Source organism: Streptomyces sp. NPDC051776 (genome assembly GCF_040681345.1).
Lineage (GTDB): Bacteria > Actinomycetota > Actinomycetes > Streptomycetales > Streptomycetaceae > Streptomyces.
In genome coordinates this window covers 24,727-43,677 of the sequence record NZ_JBFAYQ010000037.1, presented here as the reverse complement: position 1 = coordinate 43,677, position 18,951 = coordinate 24,727, and the positions used below count along the sequence as shown (strand labels likewise).

16 protein-coding genes are annotated in these 18,951 nt (G+C 72.9%); 2 read left to right on the top strand and 14 right to left on the bottom strand.

Annotation, left to right across the window (positions count from 1 at the left end; translation table 11 throughout):
* Positions 1-3: 3 nt before the first annotated feature.
* The 13 genes from ybeY to hrcA form a co-directional block, all read right to left on the bottom strand.
* Positions 4-501, bottom strand: a complete 498-nt coding sequence (gene ybeY, locus AB0M26_RS24340) for an rRNA maturation RNase YbeY (protein ID WP_365263944.1) — start codon at positions 499-501, stop codon at positions 4-6.
* 25 nt (positions 502-526) lie between these two features.
* The gene (locus AB0M26_RS24335; protein ID WP_365263943.1) at positions 527-1,528 is read right to left on the bottom strand and encodes a PhoH family protein; all 1,002 of its coding nucleotides are present in this window, start codon (positions 1,526-1,528) and stop codon (positions 527-529) included.
* Positions 1,529-1,767: 239 nt separating this feature from the next.
* Complete coding sequence (locus AB0M26_RS24330; protein ID WP_365263965.1) at positions 1,768-2,832, bottom strand: PfkB family carbohydrate kinase; 1,065 nt, start codon at positions 2,830-2,832, stop codon at positions 1,768-1,770.
* A 390-nt stretch (positions 2,833-3,222) separates the two neighbouring features.
* Positions 3,223-4,680, bottom strand: coding sequence for a M1 family metallopeptidase (locus AB0M26_RS24325; RefSeq protein ID WP_365263942.1), 1,458 nt, complete (start codon positions 4,678-4,680; stop codon positions 3,223-3,225).
* 167 nt (positions 4,681-4,847) lie between these two features.
* The gene (locus tag AB0M26_RS24320; protein ID WP_365263941.1) at positions 4,848-5,771 is read right to left on the bottom strand and encodes a ribonuclease Z; all 924 of its coding nucleotides are present in this window, start codon (positions 5,769-5,771) and stop codon (positions 4,848-4,850) included.
* Between the two features lie 15 nt (positions 5,772-5,786).
* Positions 5,787-6,146: a histidine triad nucleotide-binding protein gene (locus tag AB0M26_RS24315; protein WP_365263940.1), complete on the bottom strand. Its 360-nt coding sequence runs from the start codon at positions 6,144-6,146 to the stop codon at positions 5,787-5,789.
* A 78-nt stretch (positions 6,147-6,224) separates the two neighbouring features.
* On the bottom strand, positions 6,225-6,629 hold the full coding sequence (locus AB0M26_RS24310) for a hypothetical protein (protein WP_365263939.1): 405 nt from the start codon (positions 6,627-6,629) through the stop codon (positions 6,225-6,227).
* Positions 6,630-6,835: 206 nt separating this feature from the next.
* Positions 6,836-7,171, bottom strand: coding sequence for a tetratricopeptide repeat protein (locus AB0M26_RS24305; RefSeq protein ID WP_365263938.1), 336 nt, complete (start codon positions 7,169-7,171; stop codon positions 6,836-6,838).
* A 213-nt stretch (positions 7,172-7,384) separates the two neighbouring features.
* Positions 7,385-10,633 carry a PDZ domain-containing protein gene (locus AB0M26_RS24300; protein ID WP_365263937.1) on the bottom strand — a complete coding sequence of 1,083 codons (3,249 nt, stop codon included), beginning with the start codon at positions 10,631-10,633 and terminating at the stop codon, positions 7,385-7,387.
* 359 nt (positions 10,634-10,992) lie between these two features.
* Positions 10,993-11,748, bottom strand: a complete 756-nt coding sequence (locus tag AB0M26_RS24295) for a 16S rRNA (uracil(1498)-N(3))-methyltransferase (RefSeq protein WP_365263936.1) — start codon at positions 11,746-11,748, stop codon at positions 10,993-10,995.
* On the bottom strand, positions 11,745-12,824 hold the full coding sequence (locus AB0M26_RS24290; RefSeq protein WP_365263935.1) for a nitronate monooxygenase: 1,080 nt from the start codon (positions 12,822-12,824) through the stop codon (positions 11,745-11,747). Before AB0M26_RS24290 ends, AB0M26_RS24295 begins: the two co-directional genes overlap by 4 nt.
* A gap of 306 nt (positions 12,825-13,130) precedes the next feature.
* Positions 13,131-14,267 (bottom strand): molecular chaperone DnaJ, encoded by a 1,137-nt coding sequence (gene dnaJ, locus AB0M26_RS24285; RefSeq protein ID WP_365263934.1) that lies wholly within the window; start codon positions 14,265-14,267, stop codon positions 13,131-13,133.
* Positions 14,268-15,284 (bottom strand): heat-inducible transcriptional repressor HrcA, encoded by a 1,017-nt coding sequence (gene hrcA, locus AB0M26_RS24280; protein WP_365263933.1) that lies wholly within the window; start codon positions 15,282-15,284, stop codon positions 14,268-14,270.
* A gap of 199 nt (positions 15,285-15,483) precedes the next feature.
* Between hrcA and AB0M26_RS24275 the strand changes: the two genes are divergently transcribed.
* A complete protein-coding gene (locus AB0M26_RS24275) occupies positions 15,484-16,221 on the top strand; it encodes an MBL fold metallo-hydrolase (RefSeq protein WP_365263932.1) in 738 nt (245 codons plus the stop codon).
* A gap of 34 nt (positions 16,222-16,255) precedes the next feature.
* Positions 16,256-17,077: a DUF3097 domain-containing protein gene (locus AB0M26_RS24270; RefSeq protein ID WP_365263931.1), complete on the top strand. Its 822-nt coding sequence runs from the start codon at positions 16,256-16,258 to the stop codon at positions 17,075-17,077.
* Here AB0M26_RS24270 and AB0M26_RS24265 read toward each other — a convergent pair.
* Positions 17,064-18,614, bottom strand: coding sequence for an MFS transporter (locus AB0M26_RS24265; protein ID WP_365263964.1), 1,551 nt, complete (start codon positions 18,612-18,614; stop codon positions 17,064-17,066). The two genes, AB0M26_RS24270 and AB0M26_RS24265, sit on opposite strands and share 14 nt — an antisense overlap.
* Between the last annotated feature and the right edge of the window lie 337 nt (positions 18,615-18,951).

Genomic DNA, 18,951 nt, shown 5'->3' with positions numbered 1-18,951 from the left:
CCCTCATCGTGTGGTGGGGGCCGGGGAGGGACCCTCGAGACCGCGCTCGGTGCGCCAGCCGTCGATGATCGCCTTCTGCAGGCCGAACATCTCGGCCCGCTCGCCGGACTCCTCGTGGTCGTATCCGAGCAGGTGCAGCACGCCGTGGACGGTGAGGAGCTGGAGCTCCTCGTCCATGGAGTGCTGCGTCGGTGCCTCCTCGCCCTGCTTCCTGGCGACCTCGGGGCAGAGCACGATGTCGCCGAGGAGCCCCTGCGGGGGCTCCTCGTCGTCCTTCGCGGGCGGACGCAGCTCGTCCATCGGGAAGGACATGACATCGGTGGGCCCCGGCAGATCCATCCACTGGATGTGGAGCTGTTCCATGGCGGCGGCGTCGACGACGATCACCGACAGCTCGGACAGCGGGTGGATGCGCATCCGGGCGAGGGTGTAGCGGGCGACGTCCAGGATCGCCTGCTCGTCGATGTCCGTGCCGGACTCGTTGTTGACGTCGATCGACATGAGGGTGGTGTCTGGCTCTTTCGTGTCACTGCCCGTTGCGGCTGTCGTACTGCTCGTAGGCGTCGACGATACGGCCGACGAGCTTGTGGCGGACCACATCGGTGCTGTTGAGGATGGAGAAGTGCACGTCCTCCACCCCGTCGAGGATCTCCCGCACCTGGCGGAGGCCGCTCTTGGTGCCGCCCGGGAGGTCGATCTGGGTGATGTCGCCCGTGATGACGATCTTGGAGTCGAAGCCCAGCCGGGTGAGGAACATCTTCATCTGCTCGGGGTTCGTGTTCTGTGCCTCGTCGAGGATGATGAACGCGTCGTTGAGCGTCCTGCCGCGCATGTACGCCAACGGTGCCACCTCGATCGTCCCGGCCGCCATGAGCCGCGGGATGGAGTCGGGGTCCAGCATGTCGTGCAGCGCGTCGTAGAGCGGGCGCAGATACGGGTCGATCTTCTCGTAGAGCGTGCCGGGCAGGAAGCCGAGCCGCTCGCCCGCCTCGACCGCGGGCCGGGTCAGGATGATCCGGTTGACCTGCTTGGACTGCAGTGCCTGGACCGCCTTGGCCATGGCCAGATATGTCTTGCCGGTGCCCGCGGGGCCGATACCGAAGACGACCGTGTGCTTGTCGATCGCGTCGACGTAGCGCTTCTGGTTGAGCGTCTTCGGCCGGATCGTGCGGCCGCGGCTGGAGAGGATGTTCTGCGTCAGCACCTCGGAGGGGGTCTCGGCCGTGCCCTCGGCGCCCTCCTCCTCGCGGAGCATCGCGATCGAGCGCTCGACCGCGTCCTCCGACATGGGCTGGCCGGTGCGGAGCACCAGCATCATCTCGTCGAACAGGCGCTGGACCAGCGCGACTTCCTTGGAGTCCCCGGTCACGCTGATCTCGTTGCCGCGCACATGGATGTCGGTCGAAGGGAACTCCTGCTCGATGACGCGCAGAAGGGAGTCCCCGGACCCCAGAACCATCACCATGGGGTGCTTGGGCGAGACGGTGAAGTGGGCGGTTGCCTGCGATCGTGTGGGTGTCTGAGTCATGGGCCGGCTCTCTGGCCTGCTGACCCCGCCTTCTGTGCTCGACGTGCCGTACGCGGTTTCCGTACGGGCTTGATAGTCCAAGCCTACGACGGAGCACCGACAACCCCCGAGCCCTTTTCACCGCCGTTCTCCGGCGCTCTCCAGCGCTCTGCGCCCCGTTTCTCCCCCGTCCCGTCCCCGTGCCCCGGGCAGCCCCGTGCGCCCGTCACGGCGCCGTTCGTGGGATCGAGCGGGCCCCCTCAGCGCCGGCGGAAGCCGACCGTGGGGACGGCGCGGCGCAGCGGCAGGGCGCGGGCGGCCGAGGGCAGCAGATCGTCGAGGAATCCGTAGTGGCGCAGGGCGGCCGCCCGGTCGTCGTGGGTCTTCACGTGCTGCCACCAGGCGGCGATCTCCACCCAGCCGGGGGCGGAGAGCGATCCGCCGAACTCCTGGACGGACAGCGCCGCGGTCAGGCCCGCGAAGGCGAGCCGGTCGGCGAGCGGCCAGCCCGCGAGCGTGCCCGTGACGAAGCCGGCGACGAAGACGTCCCCGGCGCCCGTGGTGTCGAGGGCCTCGACCCGGATGGCGGGCACGGACGCGGTCTCGCCCGTACCGCCGTCCACCGCGTACGCGCCCTCGGACCCCAGCGTCACCACGGCCAGCGGGACCTTCTCGGCGAGCGCACGTGCGGCGGCGCGGGGGCTCACCGTGCGCGTGTAGCGCATCGCCTCCTCGGCGTTGGGCAGGAAAGCCTCGCAGTGCTCGAGGTCGGCGAGCGCCGAGAGCTCCCAGCGGCCCGTGTCGTCCCAGCCGACGTCCGCGAAGATCCGGCTGCCGCGGCCGGCGGACTCCGCGATCCACTCCTCCTGGCGCCCCGGGGCCAGAGCGGCGACACAGGCGCGGGAGGGGGGCGGGCAGCCGGGGGCGGGGTCGGGCGAGGGCGCCTCGTGCCCGTGGGAGACCATCGTACGCTCGCCCTCGTACGCCATGGAGACCGTGACCGGGGAGTGCCAGTCGGCCACCCGGTGCGACGGCGTCAGGTCGATGCCCTCGCCGTTCTCCAGGCTGTCCCAGCAGTAGTCGCCGTAGACGTCGTCGCCGAAGGCGGCGGCGAGCGAGGTGTGCAGGCCGAGGCGGGCAAGGGCGGTGGCCATGTTGGCGATGCCGCCCGGGCTCGAGCCCATGCCGCGCGCCCAGGACTCGGTGCCGCGGACTGGGGCGCTGTCGAGCCCGGTGAAGATGATGTCCAGGAAGACGGTGCCGGTGAGGTAGACGTCGACGGGCGGATCGGCGGGCGTGCGGAGCGCGGCGAGGGGGTCCACCAGGTGCCCCGCCGCTGCCGGGGTGCCACCGCCCGGGTCACCGGGGGCGGCTCGGTGCGCTCCGGGTGCGGGCTCGTCCTCCGGGGCGGGCCTGGCCTGCGCACCGCACGGGCGGAGCGGCCGGTTCTCGTCGCTTCGCGTCACGCTCCACTCCTCGTCCGACGACGATCGGTGCAGGTCGCACCGCCTGACCTGAGTATGGATCCGGCTGCGGGGATCGGGCCAAGTGCGCTCCGTACGGTACGCCGTCGGTCACGCCGGGCGACCCGGATCCGGTCAGCCGGCTCGCCCGCCGGCGGATTCCGGTCAACAGGGGCGCCCCTCGACGGACGCCGGTCAACCCGGTCGCCCGCCGGCGGATGCGGTCAACGGGTCGCCCGCCGGCGGATGCCGTCAGCGGATGCCGTGCTCCCGCCAGAATGGGCCGAGTTCCCGGGCGGTGACCGCCTGCGCGGCGCGACGGAAGGAGGCGCTGGTCGACACCCCGTGCCAGTGGTCACGGGCGTAGTCCTTCATCAGCCGCGCCATGGCCGATCCGCCGATCTCCCGCTCCAGCGCGTGCAGTGCGCAGGAACCGCCCTTGTAGACAGCGGATTTCCATGCGCCCTCATGCCCGGCCCAGTGGCCCATGGAGCGGGACATGCCGGTCGCGGGCCGGCAGTCGGGGCGGCGGTCGCCGCGGAAGAGGTCCTCGGCGTAGACGGCGAAGCCCTCGTCGAGCCAGGGCGCGTCGAACTGGTCGTTGCCGACGATGCCGTACCACCACTGGTGCGCCATCTCGTGGACCGTCGCGCCGCCCGCCGCACGGGAGTTGAGGAGGACGAGCCCGGGGTACTCCATGTCGCCCGGGGTCGTCCCGAACCCCTGGTGCAGGACGAGGTCCGCCTCGCTGTAGGGATAGCGTCCGAAGCGCGCGCCGAAGTCGTCCAGGGCCTCGGCGGCGAGCCGCCTGGTCGACGACGCGACCGGGGCGGGGGTGGCGGCGGGACGGAACGTGGTGACCCGGACTCCGCCCTGGGACTCGGTCGTTGCCGTGGCGAAGGGGCCCGCGGCCCAGGCGAAGTCGCGCACCCGGTGGGCGGTGGCGGTGGTGACGGACCTGGCGCTCCCGTCCCCGTCGTTCCCGCCCTCACCGGTACCGCTCCGGCCGGCACCCGTGCCGTTCCCGCCCTCACCGGTACCGTTCCGGCCGTCACCCTGCACGGTGACGGCCGTGCCCGTGGTGGGCACCTTCAGGTCCGAGGGGTGGTAGAGGCGGACCCGGAAGCCCGCGGCCAGCGTGTAGTAGCTCTCGCCGAAGCCGACATCGCGATCGAGATGCCAGCCCTGTGCGTCGTGTACGCCCAGCACGGGCAGGGCGTTGCCCAGGTAGGTGTACGGGCCGTCCCGGCCGAAGCGTTCGGTGCGGCGGGGCGCCGTGAGCTCGACGTCGAACGCGACCGTCGTGCGCGCCCCGTGCGCGAGGGGGCCCGGCAGATCGATACGGAGAGCGGTGCAGCCGGCGGACAGGCCGCGGGACGTGCCGCCCTCGACGCGGGTGACGCGCACGGGAGTCGGCCGCTCGCAACCGTCCCAGGCGTTTCCCCACAGCCGCAGATACACCTCGCGCAGGGGCCCGCCCGTCGTGTTGGTGAACGTCACGCTCTCCCGCCCGGTCCAGCGCGCCCCGCCCTTGTCGCCGCTGAGCGAGACGTCGTAGGCGACGCGTGTGGGACCGGCGTGGGTCCGGGCCGTGGTCGCGGCGGCGACGTGCTCGGGGCGGTCCGGCTGCCCGGCGGCCCCGGCGCCGAGAACGGCGAGCAGCGCCACGAGCGCCGCGGCCGGCCTGCTGCTGCGGACGGTCGGCCTCATGGTGAACCGCGCTCCCCGCCGGTGCGGCGGCGCCCTGCAAGGCGCACATTCCCCAGCCTACGACGGCTCGTCAGACTCCGCCCGGCGGGGCTGAACGCCGTCCGGGCCCGGGACTTCGGTGGTTCCGCGTGCGACCGCTGGCCCGGCCCCGCATGCGGCAGAACGCGTCAGAGCCGCTTCGGAAACGCAATGCGGTTCAGGTCACGGGCGATGGTCAGCTCGCCGTCGAACCCGGCCGCCCGCGCCTCCCGTTCAAAGTCCGCCGGCTCCGCGTACCGCTGCGAGAAGTGCGTGAGCACCAGATGCCGTACGCCCGACTCCGCCGCCACCCGGCCCGCCTGACCCGCCGTCAAGTGGCCGTACTCCTCCGCCATGACCGCCGCCTCGTCGAGGAACGTGGACTCGATGACGAGCAGGTCACAGCCCTCGGCGAGCGCGTGCACGCTCTCGCACATCCGCGTGTCCATCACGAATGCGAAGCGCTGTCCCCGCCGCGCCTCGCTGACCTGCGCGAGGGCGACCGTGCCGCGCCCCGGGACCTCCAGGGCCCCCTCGCGCTGCAGACGTCCGATGTCGGCCCCGACGATCCCGTACGCCGCCAGGCGCTCCGGGAGCATGCGGTGGCCGTCCGGCTCGGTGAGGCGGTAGCCGTACGCCTCCACGGGGTGCGAGAGGAGTCGCGCCTCCAGGGTGAACGGTGGTCCCTCGGCGAGCACTTCGCCCTCTCCGCTGACGGGCCGCTCCACAATCCGCGCCTTCTCGTGGTACGCCGTGGAGTACCTCAGCCGCCCGAAGAAGCGCTCGCCGCTGGCCGGATAGTGCGCGGTCACCGGGTGCGGCACGCGGTCGAGATTGATGCGCTGGACGACCCCTGCCAGGCCCAGGGAGTGGTCGCCGTGGAAGTGCGTGATGCAGATCCGGTTGATGTCGTGGGCGGCGACACCCGCGAGCAGCATCTGCCGCTGGGTGCCCTCACCGGGGTCGAAGAGGATGCCCTCGCCGTCCCAGCGCAGCAGATAGCCGTTGTGGTTGCGGTGCCGGGTGGGCACCTGGCTCGCGGTGCCCAGGACGACGAGTTCGCGGGCGGACATGTCGGGTCTTCCGCCTTATCCCGGTGGCCAGTTGAAGCCGCGGCCGCCCAGGACGTGGGCGTGCGCGTGCCATACGGTCTGGCCCGCGCCGCTGCCGGTGTTGAACACGATGCGGTAGCCCGTCCCGTCCACCTTGTCCTCGGCCGCGACCTCGCCCGCCTCGCGGAGCACGTCCGCCGTCACCTGGGGGTCGGCGGCCGCCAGGGAGGGGGCGTCCCGGTAGTGGACCTTGGGGACGACGAGGACGTGCGTGGGCGCCTGGGGGTTGATGTCGCGGAACGCGAGCGTCGTGCCGGTCTCGCGCACGACGTCCGCCGGGACCTCCCCCGCGACGATCTTGCAGAACAGGCAGTCGTCCTGCCGCTCTCCGGCCATGGTCCGGGCCTCCTTCGCGCCGATCCTCGCACCGCCCCGTACGGTCGGACCGTGCCGCGGATCATCCGAGTCGATCGTTTACGGGTCGCATGCTAGTGCCGTCCCGCCGAGGTTTGCCCCGCTCACCGCCCTGGCACGGCCGTCCGCTGCGTTGCCGGACCGGCCGAGCAGGTCCACTACGAGGCCGTTCCGGCGCCTTGCATCCGACCACACCGGGACGCCTCGCCACCGGGCAAACCTTGACGGGGCGGCCGAAGCGGCCCGTACCTGCCCGGTTTCAATCCTTGGGCCTGCGCACCGCAGCGCCGCCCGGCAGCTCCAGTACGCCAGGACCACCAGCCGGACGGAGTGGGCGACGGTCGCGCCGAGGAAGGCGGCGTCGGTCCACGGCACGGTCACGATCAGCACCGACACCAGGGCCATGGGCGCGATGACGCCGGCCAGGACCGTGACGGGGACGCTGCGGCGCGGCAGCCTCGACATCCCATGTCGAGGCGCCGCCGGGGTCGCCCGGCCCTTCGGCGGCAAGCGGGCGCTCCAGGCGCCGTACGTCCTCACCTCCGCCGCTCCCCATGTCGTCGCCAGTAGCCTCTCCCGTACCGTCGCCCGTGACGGAGGACTCGACGAAGCGGGGCGGTACGACGTCGCCGACCTCGCGCTCGGCCGCCTGCCAATCGAAGCCGCCCTGTTCACCGGGGACTTGGGAATTGGGCGGCGTACCGGTAGGGGCGTCCTGGCCGGTGCGGCCGCCGGTGGCCGAGGGGGTGGACCCGCCCTCCGACAGGGGCGTGGCGCCGGGCCCGGTGGCGGACGCCGGGCCGCCGCCCATGGCGCGCGCCATCAGGGGCCCCCGCCTGCGCGTCGCCCGGGGCGCGCTGGAGGGCGGCCGCGATCTCGGCCACGGCCTTGTCCGTCCGTCCTTCGCCGAGCAGCAGCTCGGCGAGGTGCAGACGCAGAGGGACATCGTCGGGAGCGGCCTCGACGGCGGAACGCAGACTGCGGATGAGCGGTGTCTCCTCGGCCATGGCACCACCCTACGGAGGGCCTCCGGCGCCCAGAACGCCAGGTCGCCCCACCGCCCACTGGCATGCGGGGGCCGCCTGTTGATCGCGCCGGAGGCGCCCGGACTCCGCGCCTGGCGGCGCCGCTCGGAGCCGCCCCGGAAACCCGCGCCGGCAGCGGGAGGCGGCCCCGCCGGACGCCTCTCCCTGCCGCCGCCTCCCCAAGCCGCCCGGGCGTTACGGGAGTTCGGGGAGCCGCGGCGGGATCTTCGCCGGGTTCTCCGAGAGCGCCGCCAGGGCGATGCGGATCGCCTCGTCGAGCTGGGGGTCGCGGTCCGCCGCCGAGTCCTGGGGTGCGTGGACGATCTCCACGTCCGGGTCGACGCCGTGGTTCTCGACACCCCAGCCGTAACCCTCCAGCCAGAAGGCGTACTTGGGCTGGGTGACCTCCGTGCCGTCGACCAGCGAGTAGCGGCGGTCGATGCCGATGACGCCGCCCCAGGTGCGCTCCCCGACCACCGGGCCGATGCCCAGGGCCTTGACGGCCGCGTTGACGATGTCGCCGTCGGAACCGGAGAACTGGTTGGCGACGGCGACGACCGGCCCGCGCGGCGCGTCCTGCGGATAGCTCACCGGCTGCACGCCGCGCGGCAGGTCCCAGCCGACGATGCGGCGGGCCAGCTTCTCCACGACGAGCTGGGAGGTGTGGCCGCCGCGGTTCTCGCGGACGTCCACCACCAGCCCCTCGCGGGCGACTTCGACCCGCAGGTCGCGGTGGATCTGCGCCCAGCCGGGCGCCTGCATGTCGGGGACGTGCAGATAGCCGAGGCGCCCCCCGGACTGCTCGTGCACGTACGCCCGCCGCCCCGCGACCCACGCGTGGTAGCGCAGCGGCTCCTCGTCCGCGACCGGGACGACCACGACGTGCCGCGGGTCGCCCCCGCCGGACGGCGCGACGGTGAGCTCGACCGGCTTGCCCGCGGCGCCGACGAGCAGTGGCCCGGGACCGGTCACCGGGTCCACCCGGTGGCCGTCGACGGCCAGGATCGCGTCACCGGCCCGTACGGCCACGCCCGGGGCGGCCAGCGGGGAGCGGGCTCCTGGATCGGAGGTCTCGGACGGCAGGATGCGCTCGATCCGCCACACGCCTTCCTCGTCGCGTGCCAGGTCGGCGCCGAGCAACCCCTGCCGGTGCGCGGGGTCGCCCCAACCGCCGGGCGGGGTGACGTACGCGTGGGAGGTGCCCAGTTCGCCCTGGACCTCCCACAACAGGTCGACCAGGTCGTCGTGGGTGGCGACGCGGCCGAGCGCCGGACGGTAGCGGTCCAGGACGGCGTCCCAGTCCGTGCCGCCCAGGTCCGGCCGCCAGAAGTTGTCGCGCATGAGGCGCCCGGCCTCGTCGTACATCTGCCGCCACTCGGCGGCCGGGTCGACGGTCAGTCGGATCCGGGAGAGGTCGACCGTGGTGCTGCTGTCGCTGTCGTCGTCGTCCGAGGACTTGGCGTCGGCCGGTACGGCGCGCAGCTTGCCGTCGGTCGAGAGCAGCACCCGCTTGCCGTCGCCGCTGACCGCGAAGTCGTCGACGTCACCGGCGAGTTCCTCCAGTCGCCGCTGGGCGAGGTCATAGCGGACGAGCGCGGTGGTCGGCCCGTCGTCCTCCGGCGTGGCCAGGCCGGAGCCGAGGACGCCGCGCATCGGGTGGCGCAGCCACAGCACGCCGTCCTCCGCCGAGCGCAGCGTGGAGTACCGGCCCGCCTCGACCGGGAAGGGCACGATGCGGTCGGCGAGACCGTCGAGGTCGATACGGGTGACGGGCGGCGTCTGGTCCTGGTCCTGGTCGCCGCCGTCGTGGTCCGTCTTGTCGTCCTCGCGGGGGCGGCCGTGCCGCTGCGGGCCGAACGGCGACGGCGTGGCCGCGGCGAGCGTGATCAGGTGCGGACGGCACGCGCCGACGAAGGCCAGGTCGAAGACGTGTGCGTCGTAGACCGGGTCGAAGGCCCGCTCGGAGAGGAACGCCAGGTGCTTGCCGTCGGCGGTGAAGGCGGGCGAGAAGTCGTTGAAGCGCAGCGGGGTGGCTTCGGCGACCGACAGGTCCGTGGCGTTGGCGATCTTGAGCTGGCGCAGCGGTCCGGGGCCCGGGTGGGACCAGGCGAGCCAGCCGGAGTCGGGCGAGAAGACCAGGCCGTCGGCGTCGCCGAACTCACTGCGGGCGACCTCGCGCACCTCCCCCGACTCGCGCTCGACGAGCAGCACCCGTCCGTCGTGCGAGGCGACGGCCACCCGGCTGCCGTCGGGCGCCGTGGCGAGGTCGAGAACGCGGCCGAACAGCCCCGCCCCGATGCGCCGGGGCGCCGTGCCGGGTGCCGTGCCGGCGGCGGGCGCGAACTCCAGGGCGTCCTCGCCCTCGGCGTCCGTGACCCAGACGACGTGCTCCTCGCTCCCGCCGCCCGCCCGGAAGACGCGGGGCAGCCGTCCCCGTACGCCCGCCGTGGCCGCGAGCGCGCGGGCCGGGCCCTCGCGGTGGGTCACCCAGTGGATGCTGCCGCGCACCTCGACGGCGCTGCCCCGGCCCGTACGGTCGGGGCGGGCGTCGCCGAGGTAGGCAGAGGCCCGCACCGGGTGCGGCTGGAGGTCGGTGCGCTGGCCGCCGAGACGGACGGTCATGAGCCGCGGCTCGGCGCTCTCCAGGTCGTCCAGCAGCCACAGTTCGCCGCCGGAGGAGTAGATGACGCGCGTGCCGTCGGTCGCGGCATGGCGGGCGTAGAAGCCGTCGAGCGGCGTGTGGCGGCGCAGGTCCGACCCGTCGGGGTGCGAGGAGTAGAGCGCCCCTGTGCCCTCGTGGTCCGAGAGGAACGCGAGCCGGTCCCCCACCCAGAGCGGGAACTCCATGTTCCCGTCGAGGTCCGCGTGGAGCCGCTCGAACTCGCCGCTTCCGTCGCGGTCGAGCCACAACTTGCCCGCCGTGCCGCCGCGGTAGCGCTTCCAGGCCGCGGCCTCGCGGCCCATGGTGGCCGAGAGCAGCAGGACGGCACCGCGCGGGCCGTAGGCCACGTCGCCGACCGGGCCGTACGGGAGCGTGCGCGCGGGGCTGCCGTCCAGCGGGAGCGCCCGGGCCCAGGTGCGGCGCAGGGACGCCTGCCCGTACGTGCTGATCGCCAGCACCTCGCCGTCCGGCGTCCAGCCCCGTACGGCGGTCTTCCAACTGCCCCAGTGGGTCAGGCGCTTGGCGCTGCCGCCGTCGGCGGGGGCCACGTGCACTTCGGGCGCCCCGTCGCGGGCGGAGGTCCAGGCGATGTGCCCCCCGTCCGGCGAGATCCGCGGACACGAGACGGGCAGGTTGTCGGCGCTGACCCGCCAGGCGCGGCCCCCGTCCAGGGGCGCGGCCCAGACGTCGTCCTCGGCGGTGAAGGTGATCAACTCGCCGTGCAGATGCGGGTGGCGGAGGTATGAGGGTTGCGGCGAAGAAGGCGTCGAAGGCTGCGTCACGCCCGCCACACTAATGACGCAACAGAGGCCCTACCAGCACTTTCCGGTACTCGGTGACCGGAATTCGGTACCGGCGGAAGGGAGATGACGACCCTTGCCGCACCGGGCGCGCGCTCCGGCCCGGACCGGCAGGCCGCTCAGGACCGGCTGCCCCCTCCGGACCGGCGACGCGCTCAGGACCGGCTGCCCCCTCCGGACCGGCGACGCGCTCAGGACCGGCTGCCCGCTCAGGACCGGCTGCTCCCTCAGGAGCGGCGGAGCCCGCTCAGGACCGGCGACCCGCTCAGGACCAGCGGCGCCCGCTCAGGACCGGCGACCCGCTCAGGACCAGCGGCGCCCGCTCAGGACCGGCGACCCGTTCAGGACCAGCGGCCCGTACGGCCCAGCAGCAGGGCCGTCGCCGCGGTACCCGCCGTGGAGGTGCGCAGCACGGTTGGACCGAGCCGGTACGGCTTCGCCCCCGCTTCCCCGAACGCGGCCAGCTCCTCCGGCGAGACGCCGCCCTCGGGGCCGACGACGAGCACGATGTCCCCCTGGGCGGGGAGTTCGGCGGTGGCCAGCGGTTCGCCGCCCTCCTCGTGGAGCACGCCCGCGAACGCCGCGTCCGCGAGCAGCCCGGCCACCTCTCGCGTCGTCATCGGCCCGGCCACCTCGGGGAAGCGGAGACGGCGGGCCTGCTTTCCCGCCTCACGGGCAGTGGTCCGCCACTTGGTCAGCGCCTTCGTCCCGCGCTCGCCCCGCCACTGGGTGACACAACGCGCCGCCGCCCACGGCACGATCGCATCGGCGCCGGTCTCCGTCATGGTCTCGACGGCGAGCTCGCCCCGGTCGCCCTTGGGCAGCGCCTGGACGACGGTGATCCGGGGCCGCGGCTCGGGCTCCTCGCGCCACGCCGAGACCGCGACGTCCAGCCGGTCCTTGCCTTCGACCGCGGCCACGGTGCCGTACGCGCCGGTGCCCGCCCCGTCCGTCAGCACGACCTCCTCGCCGACCCGCAACCGCCGTACGGACACCGCGTGGCGGCCCTCGGGCCCCTCTAGGGCGACGGCCGTGGCGCCCTCGTGCCGGAGGCGGTGCAGCAGGTCGCGGTCGGCGAGGAAGACCGGTGCCGTCACGACCCGGCTCCGGTCACCAACGACTCGCGCGCCGACTCCAGTTCTGCCACCAGCACCTCGACCAGCTCACCGGCCGGGAGCTGGCGCGCCAGCCGGTGGCCCTGCCCCGCCCAGAGCGCCATGCCCTGCGGGTCACCCGCCGTGGCCGCGGCCTTGCGCAGCCCCGCGGTCATGTGGTGGATCTGCGGATAGGCGGCCGGGGCGTATCGCCCGTGCTCGCGGATGAACCGGTTGACCAGGCCGCGGGCCGGGCGTCCCGAGAAGGCCCGGGTCAGTTCGGTCCGCGGGAACAGCGGATCGGTCATGGCCCGCTTGTGCAGGGCGTTGGCGCCCGACTCCGCGGCGACGAGGAAGGCGGTGCCGAGCTGGGCCGCCTCCGCGCCGGCTGCCAGTGCACCCGCGATCTGGCCGCCCCGCATCACCCCGCCCGCGGCGATGATCGGCAGCTGGACGGCCTCGCCGACCTGTGCGACGAGCGTCAGCAGACCGACCCCGGACGAGGTGCCGTCGGCCTGCGGGTCGTCGTGGTGGGTGCCCTGGTGGCCACCGGCCTCGATGCCCTGGACGCAGACGGCGTCGGCACCCGCCCACTGGGCCGCCTGCGCTTCGTCGGGGCTCGTGACGGTGACGACCGTGAGCGTGCCCGTCTTGGCGAACGCGTCCAGGGCGGCCCGCGAAGGGCAGCCGAAGGTGAAGGAGACGACGGGGACGGGGTCGTCGAGCAGGATCGCGAGCTTGGCCTCGTACGCGTCGTCCATGCTGCCGTCGGTGTCGCCGAGCGGCGTCTCGTACCAGGACGCCTCGCCCGCGAGCTGCTCCCGGTAGACCTCGAGCGCACCGGCGTCCGCGAGCGAGGGCTGCGGCATGAACACATTCACCCCGAAGGGGCGCTCGGTCAGCCCGCGGAGCCGCTTGACCTCCTGGTACATCGCCTCCGGCGTCTTGTACCCGGCGGCGAGGAATCCGAGGCCGCCCGCCTCGCACACGGCTGCGGCGAGCTCGGGGCAGGAGGCCCCGCCGGCCATGGGGGCCTGCACGATCGGGTACGGCGACAGATCCGAGAACACGGAGGGCATGGCCGTATGGTGTCACGCGGTTCCGTCCCGCGGCTGATCGGGTCAGCCGGTCCCCCATCGCTGTGGGCATGCGTTCGCCGGGGCCGGGGCCCGGCGAAGTCCGGGGGGCGGCGGCCCGCAGACGGCAACGGCGGGGGCACCTCCCTGTGTTTGCCGCTCACGCGGCAAGCCCGCACCGTGCTGCGGTTCGCCGATTCTCACGTGGCCGCGAGTCGGCGGGTTCGGTGTGCCCATCCTCCCTCGGGACTTCGTCCGGGGCCCGGACGAATTCGACGCCTGCCACCGGTTGGCCTCGGCCAAGACCGGTCAGCGGCCGTTGAAGGCGTCCTTCAGGCGGGAGAACAGCCCCTGCTGCCCCGGCTGGAAGTGCCCCGAGGGCCGCTCCTCACCGCGCAGCTTCGCGAGCTGCCGCAGCAGATCCTCCTGCTGCGGATCGAGCTTCGTGGGTGTCTGGACCTCGACGTGGACCACCAGATCGCCGCGCCCGCCGCCCCGCAGGTGCGTGACGCCGCGCTGGTGGAGCGGGATCGACTGCCCCGACTGCGTGCCGGGCCGGATGTCGACCTCCTCCAGCCCGTCGAGCGTCTCCAGCGGCACCTTCGTGCCGAGCGCGGCCGCCGTCATCGGGATGGTGACAGTGCAGTGCAGGTCGTCCCCGCGCCGCTGGAACACCGGGTGCGGCATCTCGTGGATCTCGACGTACAGGTCGCCCGCGGGGCCGCCGCCCGGGCCGACCTCGCCCTCGCCGGCGAGCTGGATGCGGGTGCCGTTGTCCACGCCCGCCGGGATCTTGACGGTGAGGGTGCGCCGCGAGCGGATGCGCCCGTCGCCCGCGCACTCCGGGCAGGGGTTGGGCACGACCGTGCCGAAGCCCTGGCACTGCGGGCACGGCCGCGAGGTCATGACCTGGCCGAGGAAGGACCGCGTCACCTGCGAGACCTCGCCGCGCCCCCGGCACATGTCGCAGGTCTGCGCGGAGGTGCCGGGCGCGGCGCCCTCGCCCGAGCACGTGGTGCACACGACGGCGGTGTCGACCTGGATGTCCTTCGTGGTGCCGAAGGCCGCCTCGTCCAGCTCGATGTCGAGCCGGATCATGGCGTCCTGGCCGCGCCGTGTGCGCGACCTCGGGCCGCGCTGGGACGCGGTGCCGAAGAAGGCGTCCATGATGTCGGAGAAGTTGCCGAATCCCGCGCCGAAGCCGCCCGCGCCGCCGCCCGCGGCTGCGCCGGAGAGCGGGTCCCCGCCGAGGTCGTAGACCTGCTTCTTCTGCGGGTCGGAGAGCACCTCGTAAGCGGCGTTGATCTCCTTGAACCGCTCCTGGGTCTTCGGGTCCGGGTTGACGTCCGGGTGCAGCTCACGGGCGAGGCGACGGAACGCCTTCTTGATCTCGTCCTGCCCTGCGTCGCGGCGCACGCCGAGGACGGCGTAGTAGTCCGTGGCCACTTACGACTCCGCCAGGATCTGTCCGACGTAACGTGCCACTGCGCGTACCGCTCCCATCGTTCCGGGGTAGTCCATGCGGGTCGGTCCGACCACGCCGAGTTTGGCGACTGCCTCGTCGCCCGAACCGTAGCCGACCGCGACGACCGATGTGGAAGTCAGCCCCTCATGGGCGTTCTCATGCCCGATTCGTACGGTCATGCCCGAGTCCTTGGCCTCGCCGAGCAGCTTGAGGAGCACCACCTGCTCCTCCAGAGCCTCCAGCACCGGCCGAATGGTCAGGGGGAAGTCGTGCCCGAAGCGGGTGAGATTGGCCGTGCCGCCGATCACCAGCCGCTCCTCGGTCTCCTCCACCAGGGTCTCCAGCAGCGTCGCCACGACCGTGGAGACCGCGGGATGGTCCTCCGCCTCGAAGGAGTCCGGCAGATCCTGGACGAGCTGGGGCACATCGGCGAAACGCCTGCCTCCGACACGGCTGTTGAGCCGCGCCCGGAGGTCGGCGAGTGAGCTTTCACCGAAGGGCGCGGGCAGGTCGACCATGCGCTGCTCCACGCGGCCGGTGTCCGTGATCAGCACCAGCATCAGCCGGGCGGGGGCAAGCGACAGCAGTTCCACGTGCCGGATGGTCGATCGCGTCAGCGACGGGTACTGCACCACGGCGACCTGCCGCGTGAGCTGTGCCAGCAGCCGGACGGTACGGCCGACCACGTCGTCGAGGTCGACGGCGCCGTCCAGGAAGTTGTGGATGGCGCGGCGCTCGGCCTGGGACAGCGGCTTGACGCCCGCGAGCCTGTCGACGAAGAGGCGGTAGCCCTTGTCCGTCGGGATGCGGCCCGCGCTCGTGTGCGGCTGGGCGATGTAGCCCTCTTCCTCCAGCACCGACATGTCGTTACGGACGGTGGCCGGGGAGACACCGAGGCCGTGCCGCTCCGTGAGCGCCTTGGAGCCCACGGGTTCCTCCGTGCCCACGTAGTCCTGGACGATGGCGCGCAGCACTTCGAGTCTGCGTTCGCTGAGCATGCGCACACCTCCAGCTGTGGTCCCTCGGTCCGGGCTTGGCACTCGCTGTGTCTGAGTGCCAGCTTCCCCCCGGCCAGTGTACGGCGCAGTGGTATGACCAGGGCAAGGGCGGCCCGCTCGCCCGGGGCCCGTCCCGCGCCCGCGGCCTATGTGAACTCGGCAGCGAGCAACGCTACCTGGCTGGGACTAGCGTCGTCGTATGAACCGCACTTGGGAAGAGGCGGGCTGGGAGCAGCTCACACCGGGCGTCGCCCGTCGCCGCCTGCCGCGCTGGGACGCGACGGCCGGCCTTGTCCACGGGCCGGCCGCCGTGCTCATGGTGGATGCGGGTGCGACGCTGCTCGAGGGCGCCCAGTTGCGGCACCAGGCGGAGGAGGTACTGGGGCGCCGGGTGACGCATCTCGCACTCACGCATCCGCACTTCGACCACCTGCTGGGCTCCGCGGCGTTCGCGGGGACGCAGATCTACGGCGCGATCCGGATGGACCTGATGATGGGCGGCACGCGGGCGCGCGAGACGCTGCGCGACGACGCCGTACGGCACGGACTCGACGGCGAGGCCGCGACCGAGGCCGCCGAGTTGCTGCCGCGGCCGAATCACCTGGTCAGCGGGGAGATGACGGTCCCGCTCGGCGACGGGCGGGACGCGGTGCTCGTCAACGTCGGCCCCGGGCACAGCGGACACGACCTGGCCGTACTGGTGCCCGGGCGCGGGGGCGAGGCCAGCGTCGTCTTCTGCGGCGACCTGGTGGAGGAGTCGGGCGAGCCGCAGGCGGGCCCCGACGCGGTCCCCGCCCAGTGGCCCGCCGCGCTGGACCGGCTCTTGGCCCTCGGCGGCGAGGACGCACTGTACGTGCCCGGTCACGGAGCGGTGGTCGATGCGGCCTTCGTACGGGCGCAGCGCGACGAGCTGGCGGCCCGGTTCGGCGTGTCGTAGGCGCGCCGTACCGCGGGTCCGTAAGATCGGCCGGATGCGCAGCAGAAGTTACGGGCCGGACCTCACCCCGCCGTGGAAGAAGCAGAAGCCCGCACCCGAGGTGCCGGTGGAGGCGGACATGGTGGTCGAGGAGGTCGCGACCGGTTTCTGCGGCGCGGTGGTGCGCTGGGAGAAAACGGCCGAGGGCCCGACCGTCACCCTGGAGGACCGCTTCCTCAAGCAGCGCGTCTTTCCCATGGTGCCCCGCGGCTTCCTGCTCGAGGGCCGCGTCGTCACGCTCGTACGGCCCACGGTCGCGGCGCCGCGTCCCCCGACCCGTACGGCGTCGGGCTCGGTCGCGGTCCCGGGCGCGCGGGCGCGGGTGGCGCGCGCCGGGCGGATCTACGTCGAGGGGCGGCACGACGCCGAACTCGTCGAACGGGTCTGGGGCGACGACCTGCGCATCGAAGGGGTGGTCGTCGAGTACCTGGAGGGCGTGGACGACCTTCCGGCCATCGTCGAGAGCTTCTCGCCGGGTCCCGACGCGCGCCTCGGCGTGCTGGTCGACCATCTGGTGCCCGGGTCCAAGGAGTCCCGCATCGCCACGGAGATCACGGGCGACGACGTGCTGGTGGTGGGCCACCCGTACATCGACGTCTGGGAGGCGGTGAAACCCTCCTCGGTGGGCATCCCGGCCTGGCCCTCCGTACCACGCGGCCAGGACTGGAAGACGGGCGTGTGCCGAGCGCTCGGATGGCCGGACAACACCGGCGCCGCGTGGCAGCGCATCCTGGGATCGGTCCGCAGCTACAAGGACCTGGAACCCGTGCTGCTGGGCCGGGTCGAGAAGCTGATCGACTTCGTCACCGCTCCGTAGCGGCGGTTCCGGCGCCGGTCTCCGGCTGCTGTGCGCCGTCGTCCCCGCCCGCGACGCGTGTGCCGGGGTGGAAGCCGGAACAGATGAACGCGATGGCCAGCGCGCCGGCCATGCAGAAGAAGACGACCTGGTTCGCCTCCGCGAAGTCCATGCGGATATCGCTCAGGGCATCGCTGCCGAGGCGGGCCAGCGGGCTGTCGCCGCTCGGCGGACGGTTGTCCGCGTTGCCGGAGATCGCCTCGGCGATGTCCCGCGCGCCCGCGTGGGCCTGCTCCGGCGAGGCGCCCCGGGCTTCCAGGCTCTCCACGACGCGGTCGGTCATGGTGTGGGTCAGCACCGTGCCGAAGACCGCAAGACCGATGCTGGCCGCGTAGTTGCGCACCGTCTGCGTGATGCCCGTGACCTCGCCGTACGAAGTGCCGATCGAACGGTTGACGGCGTCGGTGGAGGCGGGGGCCAGCAGGAAGCCGATCCCGGCACCGGCCAGTGCGGCGTACGGCCACTGGTCGTGCAGGGAGAGATCGGTGAGCTTGTTGGCCCAGAGGGCGAAACCCACGGCGCCGAGTGCGGTGCCGAGCCGGAGGGCGGGCCTGGCGCCCTGCTTGTCGAGGATGCGGCCGCCCCACTGGGAGGCGATGGCGAACCCGGCGAAGAAGTAGAGCAGGAAGAGCGCGGCCTGGTTGGGGGACGAACTCAGCGACACCTGGGCGTAGATCGAGGTGAAGAAAAACACCGGGACGAACGCCATCATCGAGAAGAACAGCACGGCGACATCGGCGGAGAAGGCCCGGTCGGTGAAGACCTGCAGCTTGATGAGCGGATGGCGGGAGCGCAGCTCGTAGCCCACGAACAGCGCGAGGACCACCAGGCCGCCCAGAATGCACAGCCAGGTGATGGCGCTGCTCCACCCCCACGCACTGGCCTGCTGCAGCCCAAGGACGCTCAGCCCCATCCCGATGACCACCAGCGCTGCGCCGGCCCAGTCGATGGACTCGCGGCGCGGCTCGTTCCTGATGCGGGCGGCGAACGTCAGGGCGATGGCGATGATCGCGACCGGGATGTTGACCCAGAAGATCGCGCGCCAGGTCCAGGTGGTCAGCCAGCCGCCGAGCAGCGGGCCGATGGCGGTCAGCGCGCCGGAGATCCCGAAGAACAGCGCGAGCGCCCGGCCGCGCCGCGCCACCGGGAACACGGCGACGACCACGGCGAGCGCGGCCGGGAACATGAGCGCCGCACCGACGCCCTGAGTGGCGCGGAAGGTGACCAGCCACGCCTGCGCCCCGTCCCCGGTGGGAACCGCACCGCACAGCGCCGAGGACACGACGAAGACCAGGGTGCCGATCAGCATGAGCCGTTTGTGACCGAAGACGTCGGACAGCCGGCCACCGAGGGCGAAGAAGGCGGCGAGGGTGAGCAGATAGGCGTTGACGACCCACTGCATGCCTGAGGAGGAGAGGTCCAGCTCCTTGATGATGTCCGGCGCTGCGATGGAGACGATCGTCTGGTCGATGAAGGTCATCGCCACCGCGAACATCATGGCCGCCAGGGCCACGGACTCGCTCGGCGCCTCCGCCGCGGCGGTGCGTGCCGGTTCCGGTGGGGGTGACGGCGGTGGCTGACGGCCCGAGGAACCCTTCATGTCGCTCACAGCAAGGATTCTCCGGGCCCTCACCGGCCGCGGCATCCCGGCGTCGGCCGCGCTCCCCCGGGCGGGTGAGTCCGGGGCCGCCGGGCCGCACCACGGGGCTGGGCCGGTCTTCTGGATCAGCTCGGATCAGCCTGCGGCGTCTGGTGCGGTGGATCGCAAGGCGGCGGAGTGTCCTCGTAGTGGCCCCACTCGGTGCGCCGACAACGCAGCGAGGTGCCGTGCCAGG